Origin of the sequence: Ensifer sp. Root1252 (genome assembly GCF_001425885.1) — a bacterium.
GTDB lineage: Bacteria > Pseudomonadota > Alphaproteobacteria > Rhizobiales > Rhizobiaceae > Ensifer > Ensifer canadensis.
This window is the reverse complement of the sequence record NZ_LMDT01000023.1, coordinates 186,318-212,212: the sequence shown is the minus strand read 5'-3', so window position 1 is coordinate 212,212 and position 25,895 is coordinate 186,318. Positions and strand designations below refer to the sequence as shown.

At 61.1% G+C, this 25,895-nt stretch carries 18 protein-coding genes; 15 read left to right on the top strand and 3 right to left on the bottom strand.

Annotated features, from left to right (window positions below):
• Positions 1 to 94 precede the first annotated feature (94 nt).
• The 6 genes from ASD02_RS22165 to ASD02_RS22140 all read left to right on the top strand — a co-directional run bounded on the left by ASD02_RS22165 (position 95) and on the right by ASD02_RS22140 (position 9,442).
• Positions 95 to 2,821 (top strand): decarboxylase, encoded by a 2,727-nt coding sequence (locus ASD02_RS22165; protein ID WP_025430164.1) that lies wholly within the window; start codon positions 95 to 97, stop codon positions 2,819 to 2,821.
• Between the two features lie 225 nt (positions 2,822 to 3,046).
• Positions 3,047 to 4,738 carry an aspartate-alanine antiporter gene (gene aspT / locus ASD02_RS22160; protein WP_025430163.1) on the top strand — a complete coding sequence of 564 codons (1,692 nt, stop codon included), beginning with the start codon at positions 3,047 to 3,049 and terminating at the stop codon, positions 4,736 to 4,738.
• 133 nt (positions 4,739 to 4,871) lie between these two features.
• Positions 4,872 to 6,053, top strand: a complete 1,182-nt coding sequence (locus ASD02_RS22155; RefSeq protein ID WP_025430162.1) for a porin — start codon at positions 4,872 to 4,874, stop codon at positions 6,051 to 6,053.
• 115 nt (positions 6,054 to 6,168) lie between these two features.
• Positions 6,169 to 7,773, top strand: a complete 1,605-nt coding sequence (locus tag ASD02_RS22150; RefSeq protein WP_025430161.1) for a bifunctional aspartate transaminase/aspartate 4-decarboxylase — start codon at positions 6,169 to 6,171, stop codon at positions 7,771 to 7,773.
• A 311-nt stretch (positions 7,774 to 8,084) separates the two neighbouring features.
• Positions 8,085 to 9,233 (top strand): DUF2092 domain-containing protein, encoded by a 1,149-nt coding sequence (locus ASD02_RS22145; RefSeq protein WP_309141657.1) that lies wholly within the window; start codon positions 8,085 to 8,087, stop codon positions 9,231 to 9,233.
• Positions 9,230 to 9,442 carry a hypothetical protein gene (locus tag ASD02_RS22140; RefSeq protein ID WP_025430159.1) on the top strand — a complete coding sequence of 71 codons (213 nt, stop codon included), beginning with the start codon at positions 9,230 to 9,232 and terminating at the stop codon, positions 9,440 to 9,442. The genes ASD02_RS22145 and ASD02_RS22140 overlap by 4 nt, the downstream gene beginning before the upstream one ends.
• 200 nt (positions 9,443 to 9,642) lie before the next feature.
• Here ASD02_RS22140 and ASD02_RS22135 read toward each other — a convergent pair whose 3' ends face one another.
• Positions 9,643 to 10,566, bottom strand: a complete 924-nt coding sequence (locus ASD02_RS22135) for a LysR substrate-binding domain-containing protein (RefSeq protein ID WP_025430158.1) — start codon at positions 10,564 to 10,566, stop codon at positions 9,643 to 9,645.
• Between the two features lie 112 nt (positions 10,567 to 10,678).
• On the opposite strand from ASD02_RS22135, the gene ASD02_RS22130 reads away from it, so the two are divergent.
• From ASD02_RS22130 to phnY, 4 genes are all read left to right on the top strand, one after another.
• Positions 10,679 to 12,337: a Na/Pi cotransporter family protein gene (locus ASD02_RS22130; protein ID WP_057217080.1), complete on the top strand. Its 1,659-nt coding sequence runs from the start codon at positions 10,679 to 10,681 to the stop codon at positions 12,335 to 12,337.
• Between the two features lie 101 nt (positions 12,338 to 12,438).
• Positions 12,439 to 13,641, top strand: a complete 1,203-nt coding sequence (locus tag ASD02_RS22125; protein ID WP_057217082.1) for a 2-aminoethylphosphonate--pyruvate transaminase — start codon at positions 12,439 to 12,441, stop codon at positions 13,639 to 13,641.
• A 21-nt stretch (positions 13,642 to 13,662) separates the two neighbouring features.
• Positions 13,663 to 14,931 carry a phosphonoacetate hydrolase gene (gene phnA, locus ASD02_RS22120; RefSeq protein ID WP_057220080.1) on the top strand — a complete coding sequence of 423 codons (1,269 nt, stop codon included), beginning with the start codon at positions 13,663 to 13,665 and terminating at the stop codon, positions 14,929 to 14,931.
• Between the two features lie 10 nt (positions 14,932 to 14,941).
• Positions 14,942 to 16,396, top strand: a complete 1,455-nt coding sequence (gene phnY / locus ASD02_RS22115) for a phosphonoacetaldehyde dehydrogenase (protein ID WP_057220022.1) — start codon at positions 14,942 to 14,944, stop codon at positions 16,394 to 16,396.
• On the opposite strand, the gene ASD02_RS38420 is transcribed toward phnY, so the two are convergent.
• Positions 16,397 to 16,732: a hypothetical protein gene (locus ASD02_RS38420; RefSeq protein ID WP_057225816.1), complete on the bottom strand. Its 336-nt coding sequence runs from the start codon at positions 16,730 to 16,732 to the stop codon at positions 16,397 to 16,399.
• A gap of 19 nt (positions 16,733 to 16,751) precedes the next feature.
• On the opposite strand from ASD02_RS38420, the gene ASD02_RS22110 reads away from it, so the two are divergent.
• The 3 genes from ASD02_RS22110 to ASD02_RS22100 all read left to right on the top strand — a co-directional run bounded on the left by ASD02_RS22110 (position 16,752) and on the right by ASD02_RS22100 (position 21,106).
• The gene (locus ASD02_RS22110) at positions 16,752 to 17,753 is read left to right on the top strand and encodes a putative 2-aminoethylphosphonate ABC transporter substrate-binding protein (protein WP_225906241.1); all 1,002 of its coding nucleotides are present in this window, start codon (positions 16,752 to 16,754) and stop codon (positions 17,751 to 17,753) included.
• A gap of 168 nt (positions 17,754 to 17,921) precedes the next feature.
• Positions 17,922 to 19,097 (top strand): putative 2-aminoethylphosphonate ABC transporter ATP-binding protein, encoded by a 1,176-nt coding sequence (locus ASD02_RS22105; protein WP_057220020.1) that lies wholly within the window; start codon positions 17,922 to 17,924, stop codon positions 19,095 to 19,097.
• Between the two features lie 2 nt (positions 19,098 to 19,099).
• Entirely contained in the window at positions 19,100 to 21,106 is a 2,007-nt protein-coding gene (locus ASD02_RS22100; RefSeq protein ID WP_057217087.1) for a putative 2-aminoethylphosphonate ABC transporter permease subunit, read from the top strand.
• A gap of 78 nt (positions 21,107 to 21,184) precedes the next feature.
• Here ASD02_RS22100 and ASD02_RS22095 read toward each other — a convergent pair whose 3' ends face one another.
• A complete protein-coding gene (locus ASD02_RS22095; RefSeq protein ID WP_057217089.1) occupies positions 21,185 to 22,234 on the bottom strand; it encodes a GlxA family transcriptional regulator in 1,050 nt (349 codons plus the stop codon).
• Positions 22,235 to 22,447: 213 nt separating this feature from the next.
• Between ASD02_RS22095 and ASD02_RS22090 the strand changes: the two genes are divergently transcribed.
• Together ASD02_RS22090 and ASD02_RS22085 are read left to right on the top strand one after the other, a co-directional pair.
• Positions 22,448 to 23,230 carry a DeoR/GlpR family DNA-binding transcription regulator gene (locus ASD02_RS22090; protein WP_057220079.1) on the top strand — a complete coding sequence of 261 codons (783 nt, stop codon included), beginning with the start codon at positions 22,448 to 22,450 and terminating at the stop codon, positions 23,228 to 23,230.
• Between the two features lie 83 nt (positions 23,231 to 23,313).
• Entirely contained in the window at positions 23,314 to 25,764 is a 2,451-nt protein-coding gene (locus ASD02_RS22085; protein WP_057220019.1) for an FAD-dependent oxidoreductase, read from the top strand.
• The last annotated feature ends 131 nt before the right edge of the window (positions 25,765 to 25,895 follow it).

Below are 25,895 nucleotides of genomic sequence, written 5' to 3'. Positions count from 1 at the left end.
CTCATTTTGCGACCGGAATTGTAGCTGCCACTGAGTGAGAGCCGCGGACTGGTGACAGTGGACAGCCGATTCAGAACAGAGTTGGGAGCGCGTTATGCCAAGCAAAACCACACATGTAGATCAGTTTCTGCTCATCCATTCGGCACGGGCCGATAATTGGCGCGAGATCACGACATTGGCCGATGCCTGGGCCGCTAACCGGGGTGAGCGGACAGCGCTGGAGGCGGCGATCGCCGAAGTGGCACCGGCCGAGGAGTACCACGCCTATCCGGGTGGGCGATTGCTTTCGGCGCTGGCCGAGCGCATCGCCACCAACGATGCCGGCGGGGCGGCGAAACTCGCGCGGCGCATCTCCAACGGGCTTCTTTCCCATTCCTATCGCGGGCGCCCGAGCGAGTGGGATGTCCATGACGAGATGTCCGTGACAGACGTGCCCGATATCATGCCTCCCGGAACCGGGGAAGCGGGCGGCCGCCGGCCATACTTCGAAGTTCTGTTCGTCAACAGCCAGCCGGCCGTGCGGTGGGAGGCGTTCGCAGCCGAGATCCGCAGGCTACGCCGGCCCGAGGATGGCTTCATCTACGAGCCTGTTCTGGTGGGATCCTTTGAGGATGCGTTCTGTGCGGCCGCATTGAACCCGGCCATCATTGCCGTCGTGCTCGCCGAGGGTTTTCCCTATCGCTCGCGTCACGACGCGCCGGTGCTCCGCTCCGTGCTTGATCCGCTTGGAGAAGCCGAGGGACCGGACATGTCGGCGCTGCGTCTGGCGCGCGGGTTGAAGCGGATCCGGCCGGAGCTCGACGTCTATCTGCTGTCTGACCGTCAGGTGGAAAAGATCGCCGGCGATCCGGCCGCAGATGCGGTTCGGCGTGTGTTCTACGCGGTCGAGGAACCGCTGGAGATGCATCTCGCCATCCTTGAAGGCGTGCAGGCGCGCTACGAAACGCCCTTCTTCGACAATCTGAAGAAATATGCGCGGCGGCCTATCGGCACATTTCATGCCCTGCCCATCGCCCGCGGCAAGTCCGTCTTCAAGTCGGACTGGATCCGCGACATGGGCGAGTTCTATGGGCTCAACCTGTTCCTGGCGGAAAGTAGCGCGACGACAGGCGGCCTTGATAGTCTCCTGGAGCCTACCGGCACGATCAAGCGCTCTCAGGAGTTGGCCGCACGCGCCTTCGGCGCTGACCACGTCTTCTTCGTGACGAATGGCACGTCCACCTCCAACAAGATGGCGGTGCAGGCGCTTCTGGCGCCCGGCGACATCGCGGTTGTCGATCGCAACTGCCACAAGTCGCACCATTACGGCATGGTCCTGACCGGCGCACAGCCCTATTACGTCGAAGCTTTCCCGATGACGGAGTATTCGATGTATGGCGCCGTGCCGCTCGCCACCATCAAGCGCGCGCTGCTGGCCTTGCGGGCGGAAGGGCGCCTCGACCGGCTGAAGCTGCTTGACCTCACCAACTGCACTTTCGACGGACATATGTACAATGTCAGGCGGGTGATGGAGGAATGCCTAGCCATCAAGCCAGACCTTATCTTCCTCTGGGACGAGGCGTGGTCCGGGTTTGCCCGGTTTTCGCCCTTCCTGCGTCCACGCACGGCCATGGGGGCGGCAGCCGATATCGAGGATTGGCTGCGCGATCCGGCCTCGGTCGACGCTTATGAAAAGCAGCGCGCCGACCTCGGCAAGGATCCCTCCGATGAAGCACTGCTCGCCGCTCGCCTGATCCCAGATCCGCGCCTTGTCCGCCTTCGGGTCTACCAGACCAACTCGACGCACAAATCAATGTCGGCGATCCGGCAGGGCTCAATGTTGCTGGTCAAGGATGTCGATTTTCACAACGTCGAGGCCCAGTTCCACGAGGCGGTATTCACCCATGCCTCGACCAGTCCGAACCAGCAGTTGATCGCCAGCCTCGACATTGCACGCAGGCAGATGGAACTCGACGGTTACGGACTGGTGATGAACGCGATCGAGATCGCGCTCAAGATCCGCCGGGCGATCAACGAGCACCCGCTGATTTCGAAATACTTCCGTGTTCTTGGTGCCGATGAGATGATCCCGGCGGAGTACCGGCAATCAGGATTCAAGGACTATCTGGCGCCCGGCTCGACCTGGGCCACAGCGGTCAAGGCGATGAACGAGGACGAGTTCTACCTCGATCCCACGCGCATGACGCTGGTGTGCGGGACGGCTGGTTTTGATGGAACGCAGTTCAAGGGATTGTTGGCGAACGAATATGATATCCAGCTGAACAAGACGTCGCGCAACAGTGTGCTGCTACAGTCCAACATCAACAATACCCGCAGCGATATTGCGCATCTAATCCGTGTTCTGGTCGAGATCTGCCGTGGCATCGAGAAGCGCCTGGCCGACGGCGGGGAGGGCGAGCGTGCGGCTTTCGCGGCACGGGTAAAGTCGCTGATGACCGATGTGCCCGACCTTCCCAATTTCAGCCACTTCCACGAAGTGTATCGCAGCGATGCAGGGCGAACGACGCCGGAGGGCGATATGCGAGCCGCCTTCTTCAACGCCTATGACGCGTCTGTGTGCGAATATGTGCCGCTCATCGGTGCCGAATGCGATCGGCGCCTGAAGGACGGGCCGGAAATGGTCTCCGCCAACTTCGTCATTCCCTATCCGCCCGGATTTCCGATCATGGTGCCGGGTCAGGTACTGACGCAGGAGACGATCGACTTCATGCGCAAACTGGATGTGAAGGAGATCCATGGCTACGAGAAGGCGCGCGGACTGAAGCTGGTCAAGCCAGACGCAGTCGCCACCAAGGCGAAGCGTCAATCAAAAGCACGGTAGCGCCGGGATATATCGGCGCTCAATTGTTTCGATTTGGTCATTCTCGTGGCGATCCAGCGCGCACGGGCGACCGGAGCGGCAGCCAGCTACAGCGGTTGGCTGGGTGATTACGACCCGGTGCGTCGTGGTCGCTTTTTTATGGCTTAACTTTTTGCATGAGCGTTTGGGGTCGGCAGTGAAGGCGTCGTAGCCCCGGATCGGGGCGAGGGGGGAGCTAATCTGGACATGGTTTGGGTCGAGCAATTCCTGATCAAATATCCCGAGCTTGCCGTATTCCTTGCTATCAGCATTGGATATCTGATCGGCGGTCTCAAGTTCGGTGGCTTCAGCCTCGGACCCGTTACCGGCTCGCTGTTTGCGGGCATCCTGATCGGGCAGTTCGCCCATGTGCCGATTGCCGGGATGGCGAAATCGCTGCTCTTTCTCTTGTTCCTCTTCGGCATCGGCTACTCGGTCGGACCGCAGTTCCTGCAAGCCCTGAAGCGGGACGGGATGAAGCCCGTACTCCTTGCGGTCGTCGTCTGTGTGACCGGGCTGCTCATGTCTGTCGTGGTCGCCAAAATCCTTGGTCTCGATCCCGGCTTTGCAGCCGGGCTTCTGTCCGGCTCCCTCACCGAAAGCCCGGCTATGGGCACGGCAACCGAAGCGATCAATGCGTTGCCGCTGCCCGAGGCGGATCGCGCGCGGTTTGTGGCGCATATCGCTGTGGCTGACGCTGTTTGCTACGTCTTCGGCGCGGTTGGCGTCATTCTGTTTTGCAGTGTCGTCGGCCCCAGGCTGCTTGGCATCGACCTCGTTGCCGAGGCGCTGAAACTGGAGAAGGAGTACGGAATTACCCGCAAGGTGGCCGGTGTCTCCTCCGCCTGGCACAGGTTCGAAATTCGCGCTTACCAGATCGTGGACGCCGCGCCAGTCGCTGGCCTGTCAATAGCCGCCGCCGAGGCGACGTATCCAGAGCACAGGCTCTTCATTCAGCGCCTGCGTCGGAGGGGCGCAATCATCGAGGCGGCCCCGGAGGTCGTGATCAACCCCGGTGATATCGTCGCTGTATCCGGGACGAGGGAGGCGCTGGTCAGCGTCCTTGGGCCGCGCGCCGAGGAGATCGAGGACCGTGAACTGCTCGATGTCCCGGTATCGGTTTCCGATGTGCTGCTGACAAGCCCTGATCTCAAGGGGAAAAGCATCGCGGATGTCGCTAAGGAAAGCTGGACACGCAGCCTCTACCTGCGCGCCATTACGCGCGGGGGGCAGGATATTCCTATCGCGCCGGGGATTACGGTGGAGCGTGGTGATATCCTGCGCCTGGTGGGGCCGGAAGCCGTCGTGTCGAGCGCCGCCAAGCGCATTGGCGTTGTGGTCGCGCCGACGACGGCGACAGACTTCCTGGTCCTTGGTTTTGCGATATTCCTTGGTGGGCTTGTCGGCGTTCTCGTCACTTTTCCCATCGGTGACATGCGGATTTCGCTCAGCACCAGTGTGGGCACGCTCCTGGCTGGGTTAACGGTGGGGCATCTGCGCACGCGCTTCCCGCTCTTCGGCCGAATACCGGATGCCGCCGTGTCGCTCATGACCTCGCTTGGTCTTGCCGCCTTTGTCGCGATGACCGGCCTTCATGCCGGACCCGTGTTTGCCTCCGCCATCGCCGAAGCGGGTATCGGTCTTCTGTTCGGCGGTATGATCGTTACCATGATACCGCTGATCGTTGGTCTGTACTTCGGGCGCTACGTGCTTGGCATGAACCCGATATTGCTGCTGGGCGGGCTCGCAGGGGCGCAGACCATGACAGCCGGCATGGCGGCCGTTCAGGACAGGTCGGGAAGCACCGTTGCCGTCCTTGGCTACACGCCGGCGGTCCCCATCGGCCATATCCTGCTCACGACTTGGGGAACGGTCATTGTCGGTATCGTCGCGGGATGAAAATAGGCAGGTTTAATCAATCAGCGGCGACGCTGCTGCATGCTAGAATTCGCAACAGACTTTCACAGTAAAAAGACGAATACTGAATGCGAATCGACGATGCGAATCGCCAATGATCTGAAAGGTGCTTTTGATGCGACAGACACTATACATTGTTCCGCCCGCACTTCTCATCGCTGCACTGGCGGCCGCAGAGCCTGTGTCGGCGCAGGAGGCGGTAAAACCGGCGGTGCAGCCCACGGAGGCCAGCAAGGCTCCGGAACACTGGATTCCCAAGCTGCGGGTCGGCGACGACAATGCCTATTTTGAATTCTACGGCCAGATCAACAAGGGCCTGCTGGTCTACGATGACGGCGGGGCAACGGATAACTACTTTCCGGTCGACAACGGCAACTCGTCCACGCGGGCGGGCTTTCGCGCATACACCCTCATGGAAAAGGGTTGGTCGTTCGGCGCCAATCTCGAATGGGAATGGAACCCTTATTCGACAACCAACGTCAACCAGTTGAACAAGGACCACTATGATTGGGGGACTGACCTGCTGCGCAAGGCGGAAATTTACCTCGACTCGAAGGAATACGGCAAGTTCTGGCTCGGCCAGGGCAGCATGGCGTCGGACTCGACGGCCGAGGTCGATCTGTCCGGCACGGGCGTGGTCGGCTATTCGCTTGTTTCTGATATGGCCGGGGGACCGTTTTTCCGCAACGATGACGGGACGCTTTCGACGGTCAAGGTCAAGGACGCGTTCACCAACTATGATGGTCTCGGTCGCAAGTTCCGCGCCCGATATGACACGCCTTCGTATGGCGGATTCAGCTTTGCGAGTTCGGTCGGCACACAGGTCGTGCCCGAAGAAACCGACGTTACCGTGTGGGACATGGCGGTTCGATACGATGAGACCTATGATGCCTTCAAGGTCGGTGCCGCAGTTGCCTTTTCGAGGCCAGGCGACGGCAACTCGATTTACGACGCGTCCGTTTCCGTCTTGCATATCGATACCGGTCTCAGCCTCACCCTTGCCGCGGCCTATTCCGACAAGGAAACGGTCGATGGACACTATGGCTACGTGAAGGTCGGCTATCAGACTGATATTTTCGACGTCGGCAAAACCGCGTTTTCGGTCGACGCCTATTTCGGCAAGGACATTGCGGGCAAGGGCAGCAACAGCGATTCCTTCGGGGCACAGATTGTCCAGAATCTCGACTATCTGCAGACGGAACTCTATCTTGGAGCCCGGACCTACTCCTTAGATCAAGAGACCGCCGACCTCCAGGATAGCTTCGCTGTTCTGGGCGGCGCCAGAATAAAGTTCTGAAGCAACAGTCGGCAGCGTGCTGCCGGCCGTGCCACACGATCATCGTGCATTCGTTCACTATTGTTTCGACTTGGCCGCTTCGGCGGACCTTGCAGTTCACAGGGAGGAATGACTCATGGCAGACATCGACTATCGCGAATACGAGAAGATGAGCCCGTTCGAAATCAAGGACGGCCTCATGAAGCTTGCCAAGCGCAGCGCACAGAAATCGACGAATGCTCTGCTCAATGCCGGCCGTGGAAATCCAAACTGGATCGCAACGACCCCGCGCGAGGGGTTCTTCCTCTTCGGCCAGTTCGCCCTGACCGAAAGCCGGCGGACCATGGACAACCCGGCGGCGGGCCTCGGTGGCATGCCCCAGATGAAGGGTATCGCGGCGCGCTTCGACGCGTGGCTGGCAAAACATGCCGAGGACCCGGGCGCCGACTTCCTGTCGAGAATGGTCGAGCACGGCGTCAAGATGTTCGGTTTCGATGCCGACGCCTTCGTTTTCGAACTGACGGACTCGATAATCGGCGACAACTATCCCGTCCCGGACCGGATGCTGGTGCATGCCGAGCAAGTCGCGCATCGCTACCTGATGTGGGCAATGGGCGCAAATGCGCCGATCGGCAAGTTCGATCTCTACGCCGTTGAAGGGGGAACGGCGGCGATGTGCTACATCTTCAAGTCGCTGATCGCCAATCGCATCCTCAAGAAGGGCGACACGATCGCGATGGGCACGCCGATTTTTACCCCCTATATCGAGATTGCGGAACTCGAGGACTATGCGTTCAAGGCCGTCCATGTCAGAGCGACGCAGGAGCACCGCTTCCAGTATTCCGACGAGGAGATCCGCAAGCTCGAGGACCCGAAGATCAAGGCATTCTTCGTCGTCAATCCGGGCAATCCGACGTCGATGGCAATCGATCCGCAGACGATGAAAAAGCTGGTCGATCTGGTCAATACCAAGCGGCCGGACCTCATCCTTCTGACCGATGACGTCTACGGGACGTTCGTGCCGAACTTCCGCTCGCTGATGTGCGAGCTGCCCTACAACACCATCTGCGTCTATTCCTATTCGAAGTATTTCGGCTGCACGGGATGGCGTCTCGGCGTCATCGGCATCAACGAGAAAAACATTCTCGACGATCTCTTGACCAAGCTCCCGGCCAAGGAACTGGAGGCGCTGGACAATCGATACCGCTCGATCACGCTCGAACCGCGCAAGCTCAAGATGATCGATCGCATCGTTGCCGATAGCCGCGACGTCGCGCTCAATCACACCGCGGGGCTCTCGTTACCGCAACAGGTGATGATGACCATGTTCTCGATCAGCGAACTGATGGACACGGACAAGGTTTACCAGAAGGCCTGCATGGCGATCTGCACCGACCGGGTGAACATGCTGCTCGAGGGACTGCCGCTCGACCTGCAGCCGAATGCAAACTTTGCCGGCTACTATGGAACGATCGATTTCGAGTTCTGGCTGCGCAAATATGTCGGCGAGGAGATGGTGGCCTGGCTGAAAGCGAATGTGCATCCGCTCGATCTGGTCTACCGGCTGGCGGAGGATCATTCGATCGTGCTGCTCAATGGCGGCGGCTTCGATGCGCCGAACTGGAGCGTCCGAGTCTCCTTCGCCAATCTTCCAGACGATGTCTACGACGACATCGGCCGCGGGGTCCGTGCAGTCGGGCGCGGTTATGTGGATACGTTCAACGCGCTGAAAGGGAAGTAACACTCCCCTTCCGGCATGCCGGCAGATTTTCCAACAGCGGTTCGCAAATTACTGCGAACCGCTCTCGCTGCGCGAGTCACGGCCTCGGCTCGCTGCGGCGCAAGACGTCCGACGAGGTATCTACCGTCAGAGGTAGATGTTGTTCGTACCAGCAAGCAGTGCGCGATAGTCAAATTCACACGTCAGTGAGAAGGAGTCATTCGATGCTAAGCACATCCACAACGATGCTCGACTACAAGGAACACAAAGGTATCGGACAGAGAGCCGGCGGGATCACATCGCGGCATCGCGGGTTGATCAGACGACTGCTCGTGACGGTCGCCCTTTTGGCGGCCGCCCCCACCTTGGCCCAGAACATGCAGGAGCCTTCCAAGCAATACAGCAAGGAAGAGATGCAACAGGCACTAGAGACCAGGGAACAGTACGACGTTCACGGTCTGCGCTTCGCAATGTCGGAAGCGACATTGCGACCTGGAGCGGAAGGACTTCTTGACGACATCGCTGCGGCGCTCAAGAACTTCCCTGAATGGGGCCTGAGAATTGTCGGCCATACCGATACCAGCGGTAATGAGGAGACCAACCTGCGCCTTTCCGCCGAGCGTGCAGAGGTCATCAAGGCGGCTCTCGTCGAACGCGGAATCGATGCCGCCAGGCTGACGACGGGAGGCGTCGGACAGGCCCAGCCGATTGCCAGCAACGATACGGCCGATGGCCGGGCTCTCAACCGCCGCGTCGAGCTCGTCCGGGTCACCGACTCGGCCGAAGCCAAGAAACTGCTCAAGGCCATGACCGACTACCTGGCGGCTCAGAATGCCCTGTCGTTCGGCTATGATTCCACCTTCCAGGTCGTCACCAACAGTGATCAGAAACTCGGACTGGCAAGCTCGGGGACAGTGACCCTCAGTCGGCCCGACAAGGTACACACGACCCGTTCGGGCGGCTTTGTCGACAGCGAGGCGCTGTTCGATGGAAAGACGCTGACACTCCTGGGCAAGAACCTCAACAAATACACGCAGGTCGAAATACCCGGGACAGTCGATCATCTGATCGACGAGCTGAAGGACAAGTACAACTTGCCTTTGCCGGCCGCCGACCTGTTGATGACCGGTGCATATGACGAATTGATGCAAGGGGTGTATGATTCTAAGGATCTGGGAAGCGGCGTCGTCAATGGCGTGGAGTGCGATTCTCTCGCCTTCCGCAAAGACGATGTCGATTTCCAGATCTGGATCGCGCACGGGGCAGAGCCCTATCCCTGCCGCCTGGTCATAACCTCCGGGCAGGTGAAGGGTGGGCCGGAATACAGCATCCAGATCAGGGATTGGAAATCCGGGGCGGCCGTTGCGCCGGGTGATTTCGACTTCAAGAATGCGTCGAATGCCGAAAAGATCGATGTGAACGACCTCCAGCACAACCTGGGTGAATTGCCAGAGAACTTCAAGGTAGGAGATAAAAAATGACCTTCCGTAAGCGCGCAGCAATGATCTGCCTTGTTTGGGCAGTTCTGTTTGGCATCGGCGAGCTGGCGAAGGATGTGCCAGTTCTCGCGATCCCCACCTTTACCTCTGACGCCGTTGCCGTGGTCGGCCGGCCGTTGACGCCGGTCAGTGTGGCCGGTGCCGCGCGGCGCACGACCCGGCGCTGTGCCGCAGGCGTTTATAACTGCTAGAAGAGCGCGTGGCCGTTCGGCAGGCATGGCCGATTTCGGATAGGAATTCGGACGGTTGATGCTGTTCGGCCCGCACTATCTCGGCTCCAGCACATTCCGACACTTTTGCCGTCAAGGCTGGAGCGGGTCTTCTGCATGCCTCCAATTGCGTGGTGAACCGCTGCGAAGGCGTTGCTCCTAAAACTGCGGTCTATCGCCGGTCAGGCGCGAGTTGCTGCGCCCGACGGCTTGGCATCGCCTGCCGTGACGTCTTCTGCACTTTGTGTAAGTTTGCGCGCTATTTCATAGAATGCATGGACAAGTTTCCCGTTGCTGCGTTCGCGCAGGCAGATGAGCGCTTCGTCCATCAGCATTTCCGGGGCATCGATCTTGATCGGCACGAGACGCGTGTCCTGGCCGAACTCGGCGGATGAGACGAAACCGACGCCGCCGCCGGCAGCGACGATCTCGCGAACCGCCTCGCGGCCCTCGGCCTCGATCAGCGGCGTCAGCGTGACGCCGCATTGTGCGGCCATGGCCTCGAGCTTCTGGCGGGTCTTGGAACCTCGCTCGCGCATGACGAGCGGATGTTTTGCAAGCTCTGCGAAGGTGGCGCTCTGACATGTCGCCAAAGGATAATCGCGGCTTGCGAAGGCGACGATCGGCGTCGAATTGAGCTTCAGAACGTCGAAGTCGCCGGCCTGCGGGACTTCGCCGAGAACGCCGATATCCGCTTCATAGGCGTGCAGGCTGGTGATGACGGTTTCCGTGTTGCCCGCATCGATCGAAACCTGCACGGTCGGGTAGGCCCGCCGGAAGGCGGCCAGGATGTGCAGCAGATGGTGTGCGGCATCCGCGACGATCCGCAGCTTTCCAGCCCTTAATGCGCGCGACTCCGAGAGAAGATCGAGTGCCTGTTGCTCGACGTCGAACATGCGCCGGGTGACTTCGAGAAGCTGCTGGCCCGCCTGGGTCAGCGTCACCTGCTTCTTGTTTCGATTGAAGAGCAGGACGTCATACTCCTCCTCCAACTTGCGAACCTGATCGGAGACGGCGGGCTGCGTCAGGAAGAGCGCCTCGGCTGCCCGCGAGAAGCCGCCGTGGATGGCCACATTGTGAAAGGCACGGAGCTGGACATAGCGCACGGTAACATCCCCACAGATAAATTCTATCTATGGAACCATCAGAACGAACGATTTGATTTATGTAAAGGGGCAAAAGATAATTTCCGGAGTTAACCCTTTCCGGAGCGCGCCTATGAATCTTTCGGCTGTCGCCCTTGAACTTACCGCCGCAACAGTCCTGCTGCTTTATGCCGTCAGCCTCGTCAAGAAGGGCGTCGAAGCTGCCTGCGGCGACGTGGTCACCCGTGCCGTTGGAGGGGCTGGCGGCAGGCCCCGCGCGGCAGCCTACGGCTGTTTGATTGCAATTGCCCTGCAGAGTTCGACGGCGGTTGCGATGCTCGCCGCCAGCTTTGCCGTGAGCGGAGCTCTGAGCCTCGAAGTCGGGCTGGCGGTCCTTCTCGGCGCGGACCTGGGCTCTGCCCTTGTCGTCAAGATCTTGAGTTTTGATTTGCACTGGCTGGCGCCATTGCTGATTGCCGCCGGCGGCCTCCTGCATCTCAAGGCGTGCGCTCGCAAGCCGGTCGAGGCCGGGCGTGCGGTTCTCGGGATCGGCCTGTTGCTCCTGTCGCTGCAGATGATCGGCCATGCGACCCTTCCGCTTGGTCAAAGCCCATTGCTGCCGGCAGCGATCGACATGCTGAGCAAAGACCCTCTCACGGTCATGATCGTGGCTGCGGTCTTCACCTGGGGCCTGCATTCCAGCGTCGCGGCCATCCTTTTGATCCTGACCTTTGCCGCAAAGGGCCTGCTGCCGCTCGATGTCGGCATTCCCCTGATCCTTGGCGTCAACCTTGGTGGTGGGCTGATCGCCCTGTGGCTGACCCGAGGCCTGCCGGTGGAAGGCAGGCGGCTGCCGCTTGGCAATCTCGTCTTTCGCGCGCTGTTCAGTGCCGCAGTCTTTGCGCTGTTTTCCGCGCAGCTCTCTTTTGCGTGGCTGCCTGGCACGACGGTCGCTGCCGAGCTCGTCAATCTGCACGTGCTGTTCAATGCTGCACTGGTGCTCCTGGGTCTCATATCGTGTGGTCTGATGGCGCGCATCGTTCGCGTTCTCACGCCTGACAACGCTGGGGGAAAAGATGCCGGTCTTGCAGCGCATGTCAGTGCGCTCGACCGGTCTCTGATCGAAAAGCCGGCGCAGGCTTTGGCGGCGGCCGCTCGCGAAGTGCTCCATATGGGCAACCTGATCACGCGTTTACTCGAACCGGTCATGGGGGTAATCGCGTCGCCAACGCCCGAGACGGTCGATGCGCTGCGCCGCATCGACGGCGACATCCATCGCGCACATAGCGAGATCAAGCTCTTTATCGCCGCAGTTAATAGAGGTGTGCTGACGGAGGAGCAGTCCCGGCGCGGCATCGAACTCACCGAGGCGGCCATTCATCTGGAATATGCCGGCGACGTGGTGTCGAAGAGCCTGTTGCGCATGGCGGAGGAGCGGCTGGAAGGGGCGGGCGCCTTTTCGCAAGCCGGCTGGCACGAACTGACGGCGCTGCATGACGCAGTGTTTTCGAACGTGAAACTTGCCGCCAATCTGCTGGTCTCGCCCGAACCGGTGATTGCCCGCGAGATGGTGCGCCAGAAGGAACACGTGCGCCGGCTGGTGCAGGAAAGCAGTCAAAGCCACCTTGAGCGGCTGAGGCAGGGAATTGCTGCCAGCATCCAATCCAGCGACATGCATCTGGAGATCGTGCGTGCGCTGAAAGAGCTCAATTCACTGGTCACGACGATGGCCTATCCCCGTCTTCGCGAGACCGGGGATCTGCTCGAAAGCCGCCTCGTTCCGGCGGCATAGATGTATAAGTGAGGCTTATAGATTCATACAAAAGAACGATTTTACATATATATCCGTCCACCGCATTGTCGGTTCCGGAGACGCCAACGTGAGGACGGACAATGCCAAACACCGCTTCTGACAGAACCATCGCACCGCTGGAAACGCCGAGACTGGGCGAGCCCTATCTGCTGACGCCCGGTCCGCTGACGACGGCCTATGAAGTCAAGGAGGCTATGCTTAGGGACTGGGGATCATGGGACGGTGATTTCCGTGCGATGACTGCCGACCTGCGTCGCCAGCTTCTCGATATTGCCGGCGATGCCAAGGGCGAGTTCGATTGCGTTCCGATGCAGGGCAGCGGTTCGTTCTCGGTCGAGGCGATGCTGGGCAGCTTCGTTCCCCGCGACGGCAAGGTGCTGGTGCTGATGAACGGCGCCTATGGCAAGCGCATCGCCCAGACGCTCGCCTATCTCGGCCGCGACCACGTGACGATCGACAAGGGCGATTACATGCCGCCACGCGGACCCGAGGTTGCCGCTGCGCTCGACGCGGATCCGGCCATTACCCACGTGGTCGTCGTCCACTGCGAAACCAGCTCCGGCATCCTCAATCCGCTGAAGGAAATCTCCGAGGTCGTCTATGCCAGAGGCCGCAAGCTGCTGGTCGACTCGATGAGCGCCTTCGGTGCCGTACCGGCCGGCGTTGCCGACTTCCGCTACGAGGCGATCGTTTCCTCAGCCAACAAATGCATCGAAGGCGTGCCTGGCTTCGGCTTCGTCATCGCCCGCAAAAGCGAACTGGAGGCCGCCAAGGGCCGCAGCCACTCGCTCAGCCTCGACGTGCACGCGCAATGGGACTACATGAACAAGACCGGTCAGTGGCGCTACACGCCGCCGACGCATGTCGTCGCTGCATTCCTGGAGGCCCTTCGGCTGCATCGCGAGGAAGGCGGAGTCTCCGCCCGCGGCGCGCGTTATGCCCGCAACCGCGACGTCATGGTCGCCGGCATGCGCGAGGCAGGCTTCGAGACCCTGCTTGCCGACCGGTGGCTGTCGCCGATCATCGTTACCTTCTTCAGCCCTGCCGATCCGGCTTTCGCCTTTGATCGCTTCTACGACCTGATGAAGGAGAAGGGGTTCATCATCTATCCCGGCAAGCTGACGGTCGTCGACAGCTTCCGCGTCGGCTGCATCGGCCGCATGGATGAACATGTGATGCGCCGCGTGGTCGAGGCCGCGCGCGCATCCCTCACCGAAATGGGGGTCGCCAATGCTGCGCCTCCGGCGATCGCCCTTGCCGAACGCAGCCGTCTCGCCGCCTGAATGAACGATAGGATTTTCCCGATGAACCAGATGTCCAAGATCAACGTCGCCGTCACCGCGAACCGGCGCAGCTATCCCTGGCCAAACGTCCCAGCCATCGCCATCTGCCTCGATGGCTGCGAGCCGGCCTATCTCGACGAGGCCATCAACGCCGGGTTGATGCCGACACTTGCCCGCATGCGCCAGACGGGCACGGAGCGCACCGCGCTCAGCGTCATCCCGAGCTTCACCAACCCCAACAACCTCTCCATTGCGACCGGCCGTCCGCCGGCCATTCACGGCATCTGCGGCAACTACCTCTACGAACCGCAGACCGGCAACGAAGTGATGATGAACGATCCCCGCTTCCTGCGCGCGCCGACCATCTTCAAGGCCTTCTACGATGCCGGCGCGAAGGTCGCGGTCGTCACCGCCAAGGACAAGCTCCGTGCGCTTCTCGGTCACGGCCTCAAGTTCGACGAGGGCAGGGCGGTCTGCTTCTCGTCCGAAAAGTCCGACACGTCGACCAAGGCGGAACACGGCATCGATAATGCCTCGGCCTGGCTTGGGCGCCCGGTGCCGGAGGTCTATTCGGCGGAACTTTCGGAATTCGTCTTTGCAGCCGGTGTGAAACTGCTGAAGGAATTCGCTCCTGACGTCATGTACCTGACGACCACGGACTACGTGCAGCACAAATATGCGCCGGGCGTCCCGGCGGCGAACGCCTTCTACGAGATGTTCGACAAGTACCTGACCCAACTCGACGCGCTTGGTGCGGCGATCATCGTGACGGCCGATCACGGCATGAAGCCGAAGCACAAGGCCGATGGTTCTCCCGATGTCATCTACGTGCAGGACGTACTCGACGAGTGGCTCGGAAAGGACGCTGCCCGCGTCATCCTGCCGATCACGGATCCCTACGTCGTGCACCATGGTGCGCTTGGTTCGTTTGCGACCGCCTACCTGCCGGAACGCGCCGACAAGGAAGAGATCATCGAGCGGCTGGCAGCGATCGACGGCATCGACCTCGTGCTTTCGCGGCCCGAAGCCTGCATTCGTTTCGAACTGCCGGATGACCGCATCGGCGATATCGTCATCATCTCGTCGGAGAACAAGACGCTTGGCACCAGCGAGCATCGCCACGATCTTGCTGCGCTGAACGAACCGCTACGCTCGCATGGCGGCCTCACCGAGCAGGAGGTGCCCTTCATCTCGAACCGCAAGTTGCCCGAACTTGTTTCCGCGGCCACGCTGCGCAACTTCGACGCCTTCTACTATGCGCTCGTCGCGGCGGCGCAGCCGGCAAACTAGGGAGCGGACGATGACCAAGGTGGAAACGACATTCGCCATTCGCCATGAGCCGATGCGTATCGCCGGCAGACACGTCGATGCCGAAGGGCTGATCGAGGTGCATTATCCCTGGAACGATGCCGTCATCGGCACCGTTCCAGCCGGCAACGCCGAACATGCTCGCAGGGCCTTCGAGATCGCGGCGGCCTACCAGCCGAAGCTGACACGCTACGAGCGCCAGCGCATCTTGCTAAAGGCGGCCGAAATGCTGGTCGCCCGCAAGGAGGAGATCTCCGATGTCATCACGCTGGAGCTCGGCATATCGAAGCAGGACTCGCTCTACGAGGTCGGCCGCGCCTTCGACGTTTTGACGCTGTCGGGTCAGATGTGCATTCGCGATGACGGTGAGATCTTCTCCTGCGATCTCACCCCGCACGGCAAGGCGCGCAAGATCTTCACGATGCGCGAGCCGCTGACCGCCATCTCGGCGATCACCCCCTTCAACCACCCGCTCAACATGGTGGCGCACAAGGTTGCGCCGGCCATTGCCACCAACAACTGCGTGGTGCTGAAGCCGACGGAGCTGACGCCGATGACGGCGCTCATTTTCGCCGACATTCTCTATGAGGCCGGATTGCCGCCGGAAATGCTGTCGGTGGTGACCGGCTGGCCGGCGGATATCGGGATGGAAATGATGACCAACCCAAACTTCGACCTCATCACCTTTACCGGCAGCGTGCCAGTCGGAAAGCTGATCGCGGCGAACGCCCACTACAAGCGCCAGATCCTCGAACTCGGCGGCAACGACCCGCTGATCATCCTCAATGATCTGTCGGATGACGACCTGGCAAAGGCGGCGGACCTGGCGGTCGCCGGCGCGACGAAGAACTCGGGCCAGCGCTGCACGGCCGTCAAACGTATTCTGTGCCAGGAAAGCGTGGCCGACCGCTTCGTGCCGCTCGTTCTGGAACGGGCCAAGAAGCTGCGCTTCGGTGACCCGATGGATCGGGCAACGGAACTGGGCACGGTCGTCCATGCCCGAGCCGCCGAAACCTTCGAGCGTCGCGTGCACAAGGCTGCCGAAGAGGGAGCGGAGATCCTCTACGATCCCGGCCGCCGCGGCGCCCTGCTGCCGCCGATCGTGGTCGATCGCGTGCCGCATTCGAGCGAACTCGTGATGGAGGAAACCTTCGCGCCGATCATCCCGATCGTGCGGGCACCCGATGATGACGATGCCCTGATTGCGCTGTCCAACTCGACCGCCTTCGGCCTGTCGTCGGGCGTCTGCACCAACGACTTCCGCCGCATGCAGAAATACATCGCCGGTCTCAGGGTCGGTACGGTGAACATCTGGGAAGTGCCCGGTTATCGCATCGAGATGTCTCCTTTCGGCGGCATCAAGGATTCCGGCAATGGCTACAAAGAAGGTGTGATCGAAGCGATGAAGAGCTTCACCAACGTCAAGACGTTTTCCCTGCCCTGGTGATCAGGGCCCTGGTGATCCGGGTGTCCCCTGCCTGACCACCATTTCTGGGAGTTGTCGACCGACAGCTCCCTTTTTCTTGGGGCCTGTTGCGAGCCGCATTGTCTGCATCTGCCGCTCGCTGATGCAGGCGTTCGCTTCTTCATCAATCGGCAGCAGATGCCAGTGAGACGGCAGAAGACCTATAGATTTTACTTTGCTAATGATAAGAATAATAAATTTTACTAATTGAATGCACCCACGCAGAATGGCTCCTGAAGCGTGCAAGACAAGGGCAGCGACAGATTGCCCGCCATGCTTTCCGGATTTTTCCAGGCCTCCAGAGGAGATTTTCAGCATGAACAGACACGTGTTTTTTATGCTTGCCGGCGCCATGTCCGTGGCTCTTCCCGTCATTGCTTCCGCCCAGACCGAGCTCACCGTTTACACCGCTGTCGAAGCTGTCGACCTTGATCGCTACAAGGCAACCTTCGAGAAGGCGCATCCCGATATCACAATCAACTGGGTCCGGGATTCAACCGGCGTCATGACGGCAAAACTGCTCGCCGAAAAGGACAACCCGCAGGCGGACGTCGTCTGGGGACTTGCTGCCACATCGCTGCTTCTCCTGAAGACTGAGGGCATGCTGGAGGCGTATCAGCCCAAGGGCGTCGAGGCGCTCGACAAGAAGTTCGTCGACGGTGACACACCGCCGAGCTGGGTGGGAATGGACGCCTATGTTGCGGCCCTCTGCTACAACACGGTCGAGGGCGCAAAGCTCGGGCTGAAGGCCCCTGCAAGCTGGGATGACCTGACGAAGCCTGAGTACAAGGGCCACATCGTCATGCCGAACCCGAGCTCGTCGGGCACCGGCTTCCTCGACGTCTCCGGCTGGATGCAGATGTGGGGTGAGGAGAAGGCCTGGTCCTTCATGGACAAGCTTCATGAGAATATCTCGGCCTACACGCATTCCGGCTCGAAGCCCTGCAAGATGGCCGGTGCTGGCGAGGCTGTCATCGGCGTTTCCTTCGAGTTCCCCGGCGCCAAGGCCAAGAGCGCCGGCGCGCCGATCGACATCATCTTCCCGAGCGAGGGCTCGGGCTGGGAAGCCGAGGCGACGGCGATCATTGCCGGCACGGCAAACCTTGAAGCCGCCAAGACCCTCGTCGACTGGTCGGTCACCAAGGAAGCCAACGAAATGTACAATGCCGGCTATGCCGTGGTCGCCTATCCGGGTGTCGCCAAGCCGGTCGAGCATCTGCCCACCGACATCGCTTCAAAGATGATCGACAACGACTTCGAGTGGGCCGCGAACAATCGCGCCTCCATTCTGAAGGAATGGCAGAAGCGCTACGACGCAAAGTCGGAACCGAAGAGCTGATCGGCCCAGGCGGAGCGCATGCGCGCTCCGCCTGTCGCATTCTCTCCTTGGGTCGCATTCGATTTAAGGATGAAAACATGCAGCAATTCAAAGTGCTACAGTGACCTTAGTGCGTCCCTTATGACGCGCGGCGCTGCAGAAATCCCTGACAGCCAGCGGAGCTTGCAGATGAGACATGCCATGTCGATTGAACCGACACCCACGAGCATTCCCCGCGCCTCTGACCAGGAGACCACACCGTCATCCCCCTGTCTCGAAATCCGCGATCTCTGGAAGAGCTATGGCGATTTCACGGCGCTGCGCGACATCTCGCTCGATATCGGCAAGGGTGAATTCGTCTGTTTCCTCGGCCCGTCGGGCTGCGGCAAGACGACCCTTTTGCGGGCGATCGCCGGCCTCGATCTGCAGACACGCGGCGTCATTCGGCAGGATGGCCGCGACATTTCGGCTCTGCCCGCGTCGAAGCGCGACTACGGCATCGTCTTCCAGTCCTATGCGCTCTTTCCCAACCTCACCATCGAGCAGAACATTGCCTTCGGCCTGGAAAACACCGGCCGCTCGAAGGCGGACGTCGCGGCACGTGTTGCCGAACTGCTTGAAACGGTTGGGCTTTCGGCGCAAGCCAAGAAATATCCCGCCCATCTTTCCGGCGGACAGCAGCAGCGCATCGCTCTTGCCCGCGCCATCGCCATATCCCCTGGGCTGCTTCTGCTCGACGAACCGCTGTCTGCCCTCGACGCCAAGGTGCGCGTTCATCTGCGCCATGAGATCAAGTCGCTGCAAAGGAAGCTCGGTGTCACGACCATCATGGTGACGCACGATCAGGAAGAAGCGCTCGCCATGGCCGACCGGATCGTCGTGATGAACCACGGCGTCATCGAACAGGTCGGATCGCCGACCGAAATCTATCGTCATCCCAAGACCCTGTTCGTTGCCGACTTCATCGGCGAGACCAACCAGTTCCAGGCAAAGGTCCTGCCGGATGGTCAGGTCGAGATCGGGAATTCCGCCTTCTGTTGTCCAACGGATGGCTTTGCCGTCGGGGATCCGACCACGGCGGTGGTCCGCCCTGTCGATATCATCCCGCACGGCGCCGACGCACACGCGGTCCATTCGCTCGATCGGCCGGCGACGCCGCAGAATCTGATCGATGCCGAAGTGCACGAGATGGAGTTCCTCGGCATGTTCTGGCGGACGCGGCTGACCGCGCCGCGGCTCGGAGATCGGCCCCTCGTCGCCGATTTCTCGGTCAATGCGGTGCGCCGGCTGCGGATCGAAACGGGCGGGGTCATCCAGGTCGAGATACCGCGGGAACGCCTATTGCTCTATCCGAGGGGCATCTGACAATGAGCATAACGATCGACTACGCCCCACCGGGCAAAAGACTGCGCCAGCAGGCCTCGCGCGACGACCTCGTCAAACTCGGCTTCATGGCCGTCATCGGGCTCTACCTGATCGTCGCACTGGGCGCGCCGCTTTTCGTCATGCTGTCGAAGTCGATGTCAACCTACCGCTTCGATCTGAGCGCCTTCGAATTTCAGGTGAGCGACGAGACGGGGAAGAATTGGGCGACGGCAGTCACTGCGGATGCGCTCAACCGGGAACTCGGCGTTGCCACCGAGAAGGACCTGGCCACAAATTCGGACGGCCGCCTGGCCGCTACGAAATTCTTCCCGCAGTTCAATTTTCGCAGCCCCGTCCATTACCGCATTCGTGGGATGACGGACGATACGGCGTTTCTCGCCGGCTCCACGCTGGAGAAGGGCACCGAGTGGCGCGAATATGATTCCGCCACCTTCCGCCGGGTTGTGTTGCGCCCGGCCAGCACCATCGGCGTCGAAAACTTCAAGACCTATTTCTCGACGCCGGCGCTCGCCCGTTCGATCTACAACTCGGTTCTGATGGCGTCGATCAGCACGGTGGTGACGGTTTCGATCGCGTTTGCGCTCGCCTATGCGTTGACGCGCAGCTGCATGCCGCTCAAGGGGCTGTTCCGGGGCATCCTCACCATACCGATCCTCGTGCCGTCGCTTTTGCCCGGCATTGCGCTGGTCTATCTCTTCGGCAATCAGGGCGTCTTCAAGGACTGGCTGCTGGGCTATTCCATCTACGGTCCGATCGGCATCGTCATCGGCTCGGTGTTCTTCACGCTGCCGCATGCCTTCCTCATCATTCTGACCGCCTTGTCCGTTGCCGATGCGCGCCACTACGAGGCCGCGGCATCGCTCAGGGCCAGCAAATGGCGTACTTTCACCACCGTGACGGTGCCGGGCGCGCGTTATGGCCTCGTGTCGGCCGCCTTCGTCGTCTTCACTTTGGTCATCACCGATTTCGGACTGCCCAAGGTGATCGGCGGGCAATACGGCATGCTGGCAGTCGATATCTACAAGCAGGTGATCGGCCAGCAGAATTTCGAGATGGGTGCTGTCGTCTCGGTCATTCTTCTGGTGCCGGCGGTGCTCGCTTTTGCCGTCGACCGCAGGATGCAGAAGCGCCAGGTGGCGCTGCTGTCGGCGCGGGCGGTGCCCTATGCGCCGAAGCGCAATGTCCGCATGGACGGCTTCTGCTTTGCCTTCTCGTGCCTCGTCAGCCTGTACATTCTCGGCATGATCGCCATGTGTCAGATCGCGGCACTGGTGAAGTTCTGGCCCTACGACTTGACGTTGACGACGAAGAATTTCGCCTTCGACCTGATGGATGGCGGCGGTTGGGCGGCCTATGCCAATTCGATCAAGCTCGCCTTGCTGACGGCATTCTTCGGCTCGGTGATCGTCTTTGCCGGCGCCTACATGGTCGAGAAGGCCGACGGGTTCCGCTTCGGTAGGGGCGTCTTTCATTTCCTCGCCATGATGCCGATGGCCGTGCCGGGCATGGTGCTGGGCCTGGCCTATATCTTCTTCTTCAACAACCCGGCCAATCCACTCAGCTCCATTTACGGCACGATGACGATCCTCGTCGTCTGCACGGTGACGCACTTCTACACTGTGGCGCACCTGACGGCGCTGACCGCGCTAAAGCAGATGGATCCGGAATTCGAATCCGTCGGGGCGTCGCTCAAGCAGCCCTTCCACCGGCTGTTCTTCCGGGTCACTTTGCCGGTCTGCCTGCCGGCGATCCTCAACATCGGCATCTATCTCTTCGTCAACGCCATGACGACGGTTTCCGCCGTGGTCTTTCTCTATTCAACCGACACCAAGCTTGCGTCGGTCGCCGTGCTCAACATGGATGATGCCGGCGACATCGCGCCGGCTGCGGCCATGGGCATGATGATCTTCTACACCAATGTCGTCGCCAAGCTCATCCATGCGGGGGTCACACGCGGGCTACTCGCGCGCACGCAGGCGTGGCGGTAGGCCTTACGGTGTCGGGACAGGGTGGCGTTCGGCTGCCGGGCTTCTCCCTTGGCAATGGGCTGAGGCCCCGCCGGTCGCCTAGGCGACCTTCATGTCGGGCAGCACACGACCAGGCTCTCCTGAGGTCGATCGCGAAGGCCGGCGGTGCGCCAGTTCTGCCAGGCGCGTGCGCTGCGGCGTACAGCCGTAGGTCTCCCTGTAGGTCCGGGAGAAATGCGAGGCCGAGGAAAATCCGCATGCCACGGCGATCTCGAAGACGGGAAGCGATGAATTGACGAGAAGCAGGTGCGCGCGCTCCAGCCGCAGCTGGAGATAGTAGCGCTTGGGGGAGCGCCCCATCTCGCGCCGAAACAGGCGTTCTATCTGACGGCGCGACAATCCAGTCGTGGGAGTTATGTGGGCAAGTTTCAATGGATCGGCGAGGTTCGCCTCCATCTGCTCGATGATGTCGATCAGCAGACGGTTATCGATGCCGACGCGGGTCTGAAGCGGCAGCCGCTGGCGCTCTCCGGCGCTGCGGACCCGTTCCGATAGAGCCAGCTCGCAAACGCGATTTGCTACGTCCCGTCCGAGATCATCTTCGACAATGCGCAGGAACATGTCGAACGGGGCATTGCCGCCGGCGCAGGTATAGAGGTCGCTGTCGATCTCGAAGGCCGTCTGGCGGGCTTTCGTCGTGAAGAACCGTTCGGAGAAGTCCGGAAAGTGCTCCCAATGCACGGCGCAGCGACGCCCATCGAGCACGCCGGCCCGTGCCAGGCTGTAGAGGCCGCCTGCGAGTCCAGCGATGGCAATGCTTCCCCGCCGGGACAGCCGCAGCCAGCCTTCGGCCTTTCCGTCGGCAGGGGGAATGGCGCGGCCGCCGCAGACTACGATCATGTGGGGACGCTCCGGTTGTTGCAGCCCGTCCCGCTCCGAGGTGAGCGCTGCGTCGGCCATCAAGCGCATGCCGCAGCTTGACAGCGCAGGCTGGCCGTCGCGTGTCACGGTACGCCAACAATAGTGAGGCCTGCCCAGGACATCATTGGCGAGGCGAAGCGCTTCAAGCGCGGAGGTGAATGCGTGCTGCGTGAAGCCGTCGAGCAGGTAGAAGGTAAATCGACGGCCTTGTGTGCATGCCTGTTGCACTGCCTGCCTCCCTTTGCGTCAATGAGTGCTTGAGATCAAGATGCAAAGAAGAGTCACATTATGCAACATAAATAGACATCTTTCATGCGTGATTATGCGCGGGCCCGTGGTTTGATGCGCTTCAGACCGGGAGAATGAAGGCGAAGTTGGGTTGCGGTGACGCGTTTTGCGACGCGTCTTGTCAAAACACCAAAAATGATCGCAGATATCCGCATGTCAGATACTCAAAGCGCTCGTGCCCTTGCTCCCCGCCGTCATGGCGAAATCCTCCGCCGTCTAGCCGCCGATGGCACGGTCAGCATCACCGAGCTTGCCGATTTTTTCGATGTGTCGCGCCAGACGATCCGTCGTGACTTGAAACACCTGGCGGAGCGAGGCCAACTTGATCTCGTTCACGGCGGCGCGACGCTGTTCGAGCCGACCGAGGCCGCCTTCACGGAGAGGCGTGGTGAGAATGCTGCGGCGAAGGCATCGATTGGCAGGGCTGCAGCGGGTCTCGTGCGCGACGGCATGGTCGTGTTTCTCGATTCCGGCACGACGACGCTTGCGGTGGCCCATGCCCTGTCAGAGCGAAAAAACCTAACGATTTGTACGACTTCCCTTTCGATAGCGCTGCAGATGTGTCGCCAGCCGCTGGTGCGGGTGCATATGCTCGGTGGTGAGATCGACCCGGCGGAAGAGGCGGCCGTCGGTATCGATGCGCTTGAGGCGATCGGCCATTTCCGGGTGGATGTGGCTTTCCTCGGCGGCGGCGGATTGTCGCCGGACGGTGAGGTGACTGACTTTACCCGCAATGGTGCTGAGCAGCGCTCGCGCATGATCGCGATGGCAGCGAAGGCCTACTTCATTCTCGATAGCTCGAAGTTCGGCCGGCTGACGCCGCTGCGCATTCCGCGCTTCGAATTGGCAGCCGGGGTAATCGTCGATGCGCGACCGCCGCAGGCGATCTGCGAAGCGCTGGAGCGCCGAGGTCCAGGCCTGATTGTCGCGACGTAATGTAATATTTTGTAACTTATTGTCTTGTTATTTGCTCTTCCGTTGTTATGGTGTGGCCTTCCATGGCTTCGGGAGGCTGTTTCATGGCTCAGAATTTTCCAACGCAGGCACAGGTCGTCATCATCGGCGGCGGCATTATCGGCTGTTCGGTCGCCTATCACCTCACCAAGCTCGGCTGGACGGACGTCGTGCTTTTGGAGCAAGGGCAATTGAGCGGCGGCACCACCTGGCACGCAGCCGGCCTTGTCGGCCAGCTGCGCAGCCACGCCAACATGACCAGCCTCATCAAATATTCGACGCAGCTCTATAGCGAGTTGGAGGCTGAAACCGGGCTCGCCACGGGCTGGAAGAATTGCGGCTCCGTTTCCGTCGCGCGATCGGCCGACCGTATGACGGTGCTGAAGCGCACGGCCGCGTCCGCCCGCGCGCAGGGCGTTGCCATCGAGGTGATTTCGCCGAAAGAGGCCCAGGATCTCTGGCCGGTGATGGCCATCGACGACCTGGCCGGCGCCGTCTGGTTGCCCGGTGACGGCAAAGCCAATCCGACCGATCTGACGCAGTCGCTGGCAAAGGGCGCACGCAACCGTGGTGCGCGCATCATCGAGCGTGTGCGCGTCACCGGCATCGTCACCGCTGATGGTGCGGTTACCGGTGTGGAAACGGATCAGGGGACGATCGCCGCCGAGATCGTCGTCAATTGCGCCGGCCAGTGGGCACGCAAGGTCGGGCTGATGTGCGGGGTGTCGGTGCCGCTGCATTCGGCTGAACATATGTACATCGTGACCGGCAGGATCGAAGGCGTGCATCCGGACCTGCCGGTCATGCGCGATCCCGATGGTTACATCTACTTCAAGGAAGAGGTGGGTGGCCTGGTCATGGGTGGTTTCGAGCCGGAGGCAAAACCGTGGGGCATGGCCGGCATTCCGGGTGATTTCGAATTCGCCTTGCTTCCTGATGACTGGGACCAGTTTGAAATCCTGATGCAAAGCGCCCTGCAACGGGTGCCACAACTGGCGACATCAGAGGTGAAGAAGTTTTATAACGGCCCTGAAAGCTTCACGCCCGACAACAACTTCATGCTCGGCGAGGCGCCGGAACTGAAGAACTTCTACGTCGGCGCCGGCTTCAACTCGATGGGTATCGCCAGCGCCGGTGGCGCCGGGCGTGCGCTGGCGGAATGGATCGTCAACGGCGCGCCGACCATGGACCTCTGGCCGGTCGACATCCGTCGTTTTGCAAACTTCAACAACAATCCGCGCTGGCTGCATGACCGCGTCAAGGAGACGCTCGGGCTGCACTATGCCATGCCCTGGCCCAACCGCGAGCTGGACACGGCGCGGCCCTTCCGCCGCTCAGCCCTCTATGATCGGCTTGCGGCAAAGGGCGCCTGCTTCGGCTCGAAAATGGGCTGGGAGCGTGCCAACTGGTTTGCGGCCGAGGGCGAAAAGCCGGTGACGGACTATGCCTTCGGCCGGCAGAACTGGCACGAGGCGGTCAAGCGCGAGATGAAAGCAACGCGCGAGGTGGCCGGCATCTTCGACCAGACCTCCTTTGCCAAGCTTCTCGTCCAGGGGCGCGATGCCGCAGCAGCACTCAACCGCATCTGCGCAGCCGATATCGACGTTGCGATCGGTCGTTCCGTCTATACCGGGCTCCTCAATGTGCGCGGCGGCTATGAAAGCGACCTGACGGTGCTGCGGCTGGCTGCGGACCGCTTCCTTCTGATTACCGGTTCGGCGCAGCCGGTGCACGACGCCGACTGGATCCGCAAGAACCTGCCGGCCGAAGCGCATGTGACGCTGACTGACGTCACCTCTGCCTACGCGGTTCTGGCGCTCATGGGTCCGCGTGCGCGGGATATCCTGGCGCGGTTGACATCAGCCGATCTCTCCAATGCCGCTTTTCCCTTCGCGACGATCCGGGAGATCGATATCGGCTATGCCACGGCCTATGCCAACCGCATGACCTATGTCGGTGAACTCGGCTGGGAACTGATCGTGCCGACGGAGTTCGCCGTCGGTGTCTACGAGGCGTTGCACGAGGTCGGGCGCGATTTGGGGTTGAGCGATTGCGGCTACTATGCGCTCGAGGCGCTCCGGCTGGAAAAGGGCTATCGCGCCTGGAGCCGCGAGCTGACGCCTGATGTCAACCCTTACGAGGCGGGCCTTGCTTTCGCGCTCTCGCTCGACAAGCCGGACGGCTTTCTCGGCCGTGACGCGTTGATCGCCGCAAAGGAGAAGGGGGTGCCCACGCGGCGCATCGTGCAGTTCACCGTCGATGATCCGTCGCCGATGTTATGGGGCGGTGAGCTGGTTCTTCGCGATGGCAAGCCCGTCGGCGAAGTCCGCTCGGCCGCCTACGGCCACACGCTCGGCCGCTCCGTCGCCCTTGGCCTGATCGAACATTCCTCTGGCGTGAACAAGGAATTCCTGGGGGGCGGGAGATTCGAAGTCGAGCTTGCCGGTGATCGGTTCTCCGTGACCGCGCATCTTTCCCCGGCTTATGATCCGAAGGGTTTGCGTGTCAAGGTGTAGGGATGTGGCGTTCGCGGGTGGGCGGCTCCCGCTCACCCGCACGATTTTCGTGTGCTGCTGCGCACCGGAATGCGTCTCGACCTGAACGCGCATACACGCCACCGTCTCGGCGTCTGGATAACCCACGCGCC

Bases quoted from the DNA above. Each gene is read 5' to 3' on its own strand.
- ASD02_RS22165 (WP_025430164.1), top strand. From the start codon at position 95: ATGCCAAGCAAAACCACACATGTAGATCAGTTTCTGCTCATCCATTCG.
- aspT (WP_025430163.1), top strand. From the start codon at position 3,047: ATGGTTTGGGTCGAGCAATTCCTGATCAAATATCCCGAGCTTGCCGTA.
- ASD02_RS22155 (WP_025430162.1), top strand. From the start codon at position 4,872: ATGCGACAGACACTATACATTGTTCCGCCCGCACTTCTCATCGCTGCA.
- ASD02_RS22150 (WP_025430161.1), top strand. From the start codon at position 6,169: ATGGCAGACATCGACTATCGCGAATACGAGAAGATGAGCCCGTTCGAA.
- ASD02_RS22140 (WP_025430159.1), top strand. From the start codon at position 9,230: ATGACCTTCCGTAAGCGCGCAGCAATGATCTGCCTTGTTTGGGCAGTT.
- ASD02_RS22130 (WP_057217080.1), top strand. From the start codon at position 10,679: ATGAATCTTTCGGCTGTCGCCCTTGAACTTACCGCCGCAACAGTCCTG.
- ASD02_RS22125 (WP_057217082.1), top strand. From the start codon at position 12,439: ATGCCAAACACCGCTTCTGACAGAACCATCGCACCGCTGGAAACGCCG.
- phnA (WP_057220080.1), top strand. From the start codon at position 13,663: ATGAACCAGATGTCCAAGATCAACGTCGCCGTCACCGCGAACCGGCGC.
- phnY (WP_057220022.1), top strand. From the start codon at position 14,942: ATGACCAAGGTGGAAACGACATTCGCCATTCGCCATGAGCCGATGCGT.
- ASD02_RS38420 (WP_057225816.1), bottom strand. From the start codon at position 16,732: ATGCTGAAAATCTCCTCTGGAGGCCTGGAAAAATCCGGAAAGCATGGC.
- ASD02_RS22110 (WP_225906241.1), top strand. From the start codon at position 16,752: ATGCTTGCCGGCGCCATGTCCGTGGCTCTTCCCGTCATTGCTTCCGCC.
- ASD02_RS22105 (WP_057220020.1), top strand. From the start codon at position 17,922: ATGAGACATGCCATGTCGATTGAACCGACACCCACGAGCATTCCCCGC.
- ASD02_RS22100 (WP_057217087.1), top strand. From the start codon at position 19,100: ATGAGCATAACGATCGACTACGCCCCACCGGGCAAAAGACTGCGCCAG.
- ASD02_RS22090 (WP_057220079.1), top strand. From the start codon at position 22,448: ATGTCAGATACTCAAAGCGCTCGTGCCCTTGCTCCCCGCCGTCATGGC.
- ASD02_RS22085 (WP_057220019.1), top strand. From the start codon at position 23,314: ATGGCTCAGAATTTTCCAACGCAGGCACAGGTCGTCATCATCGGCGGC.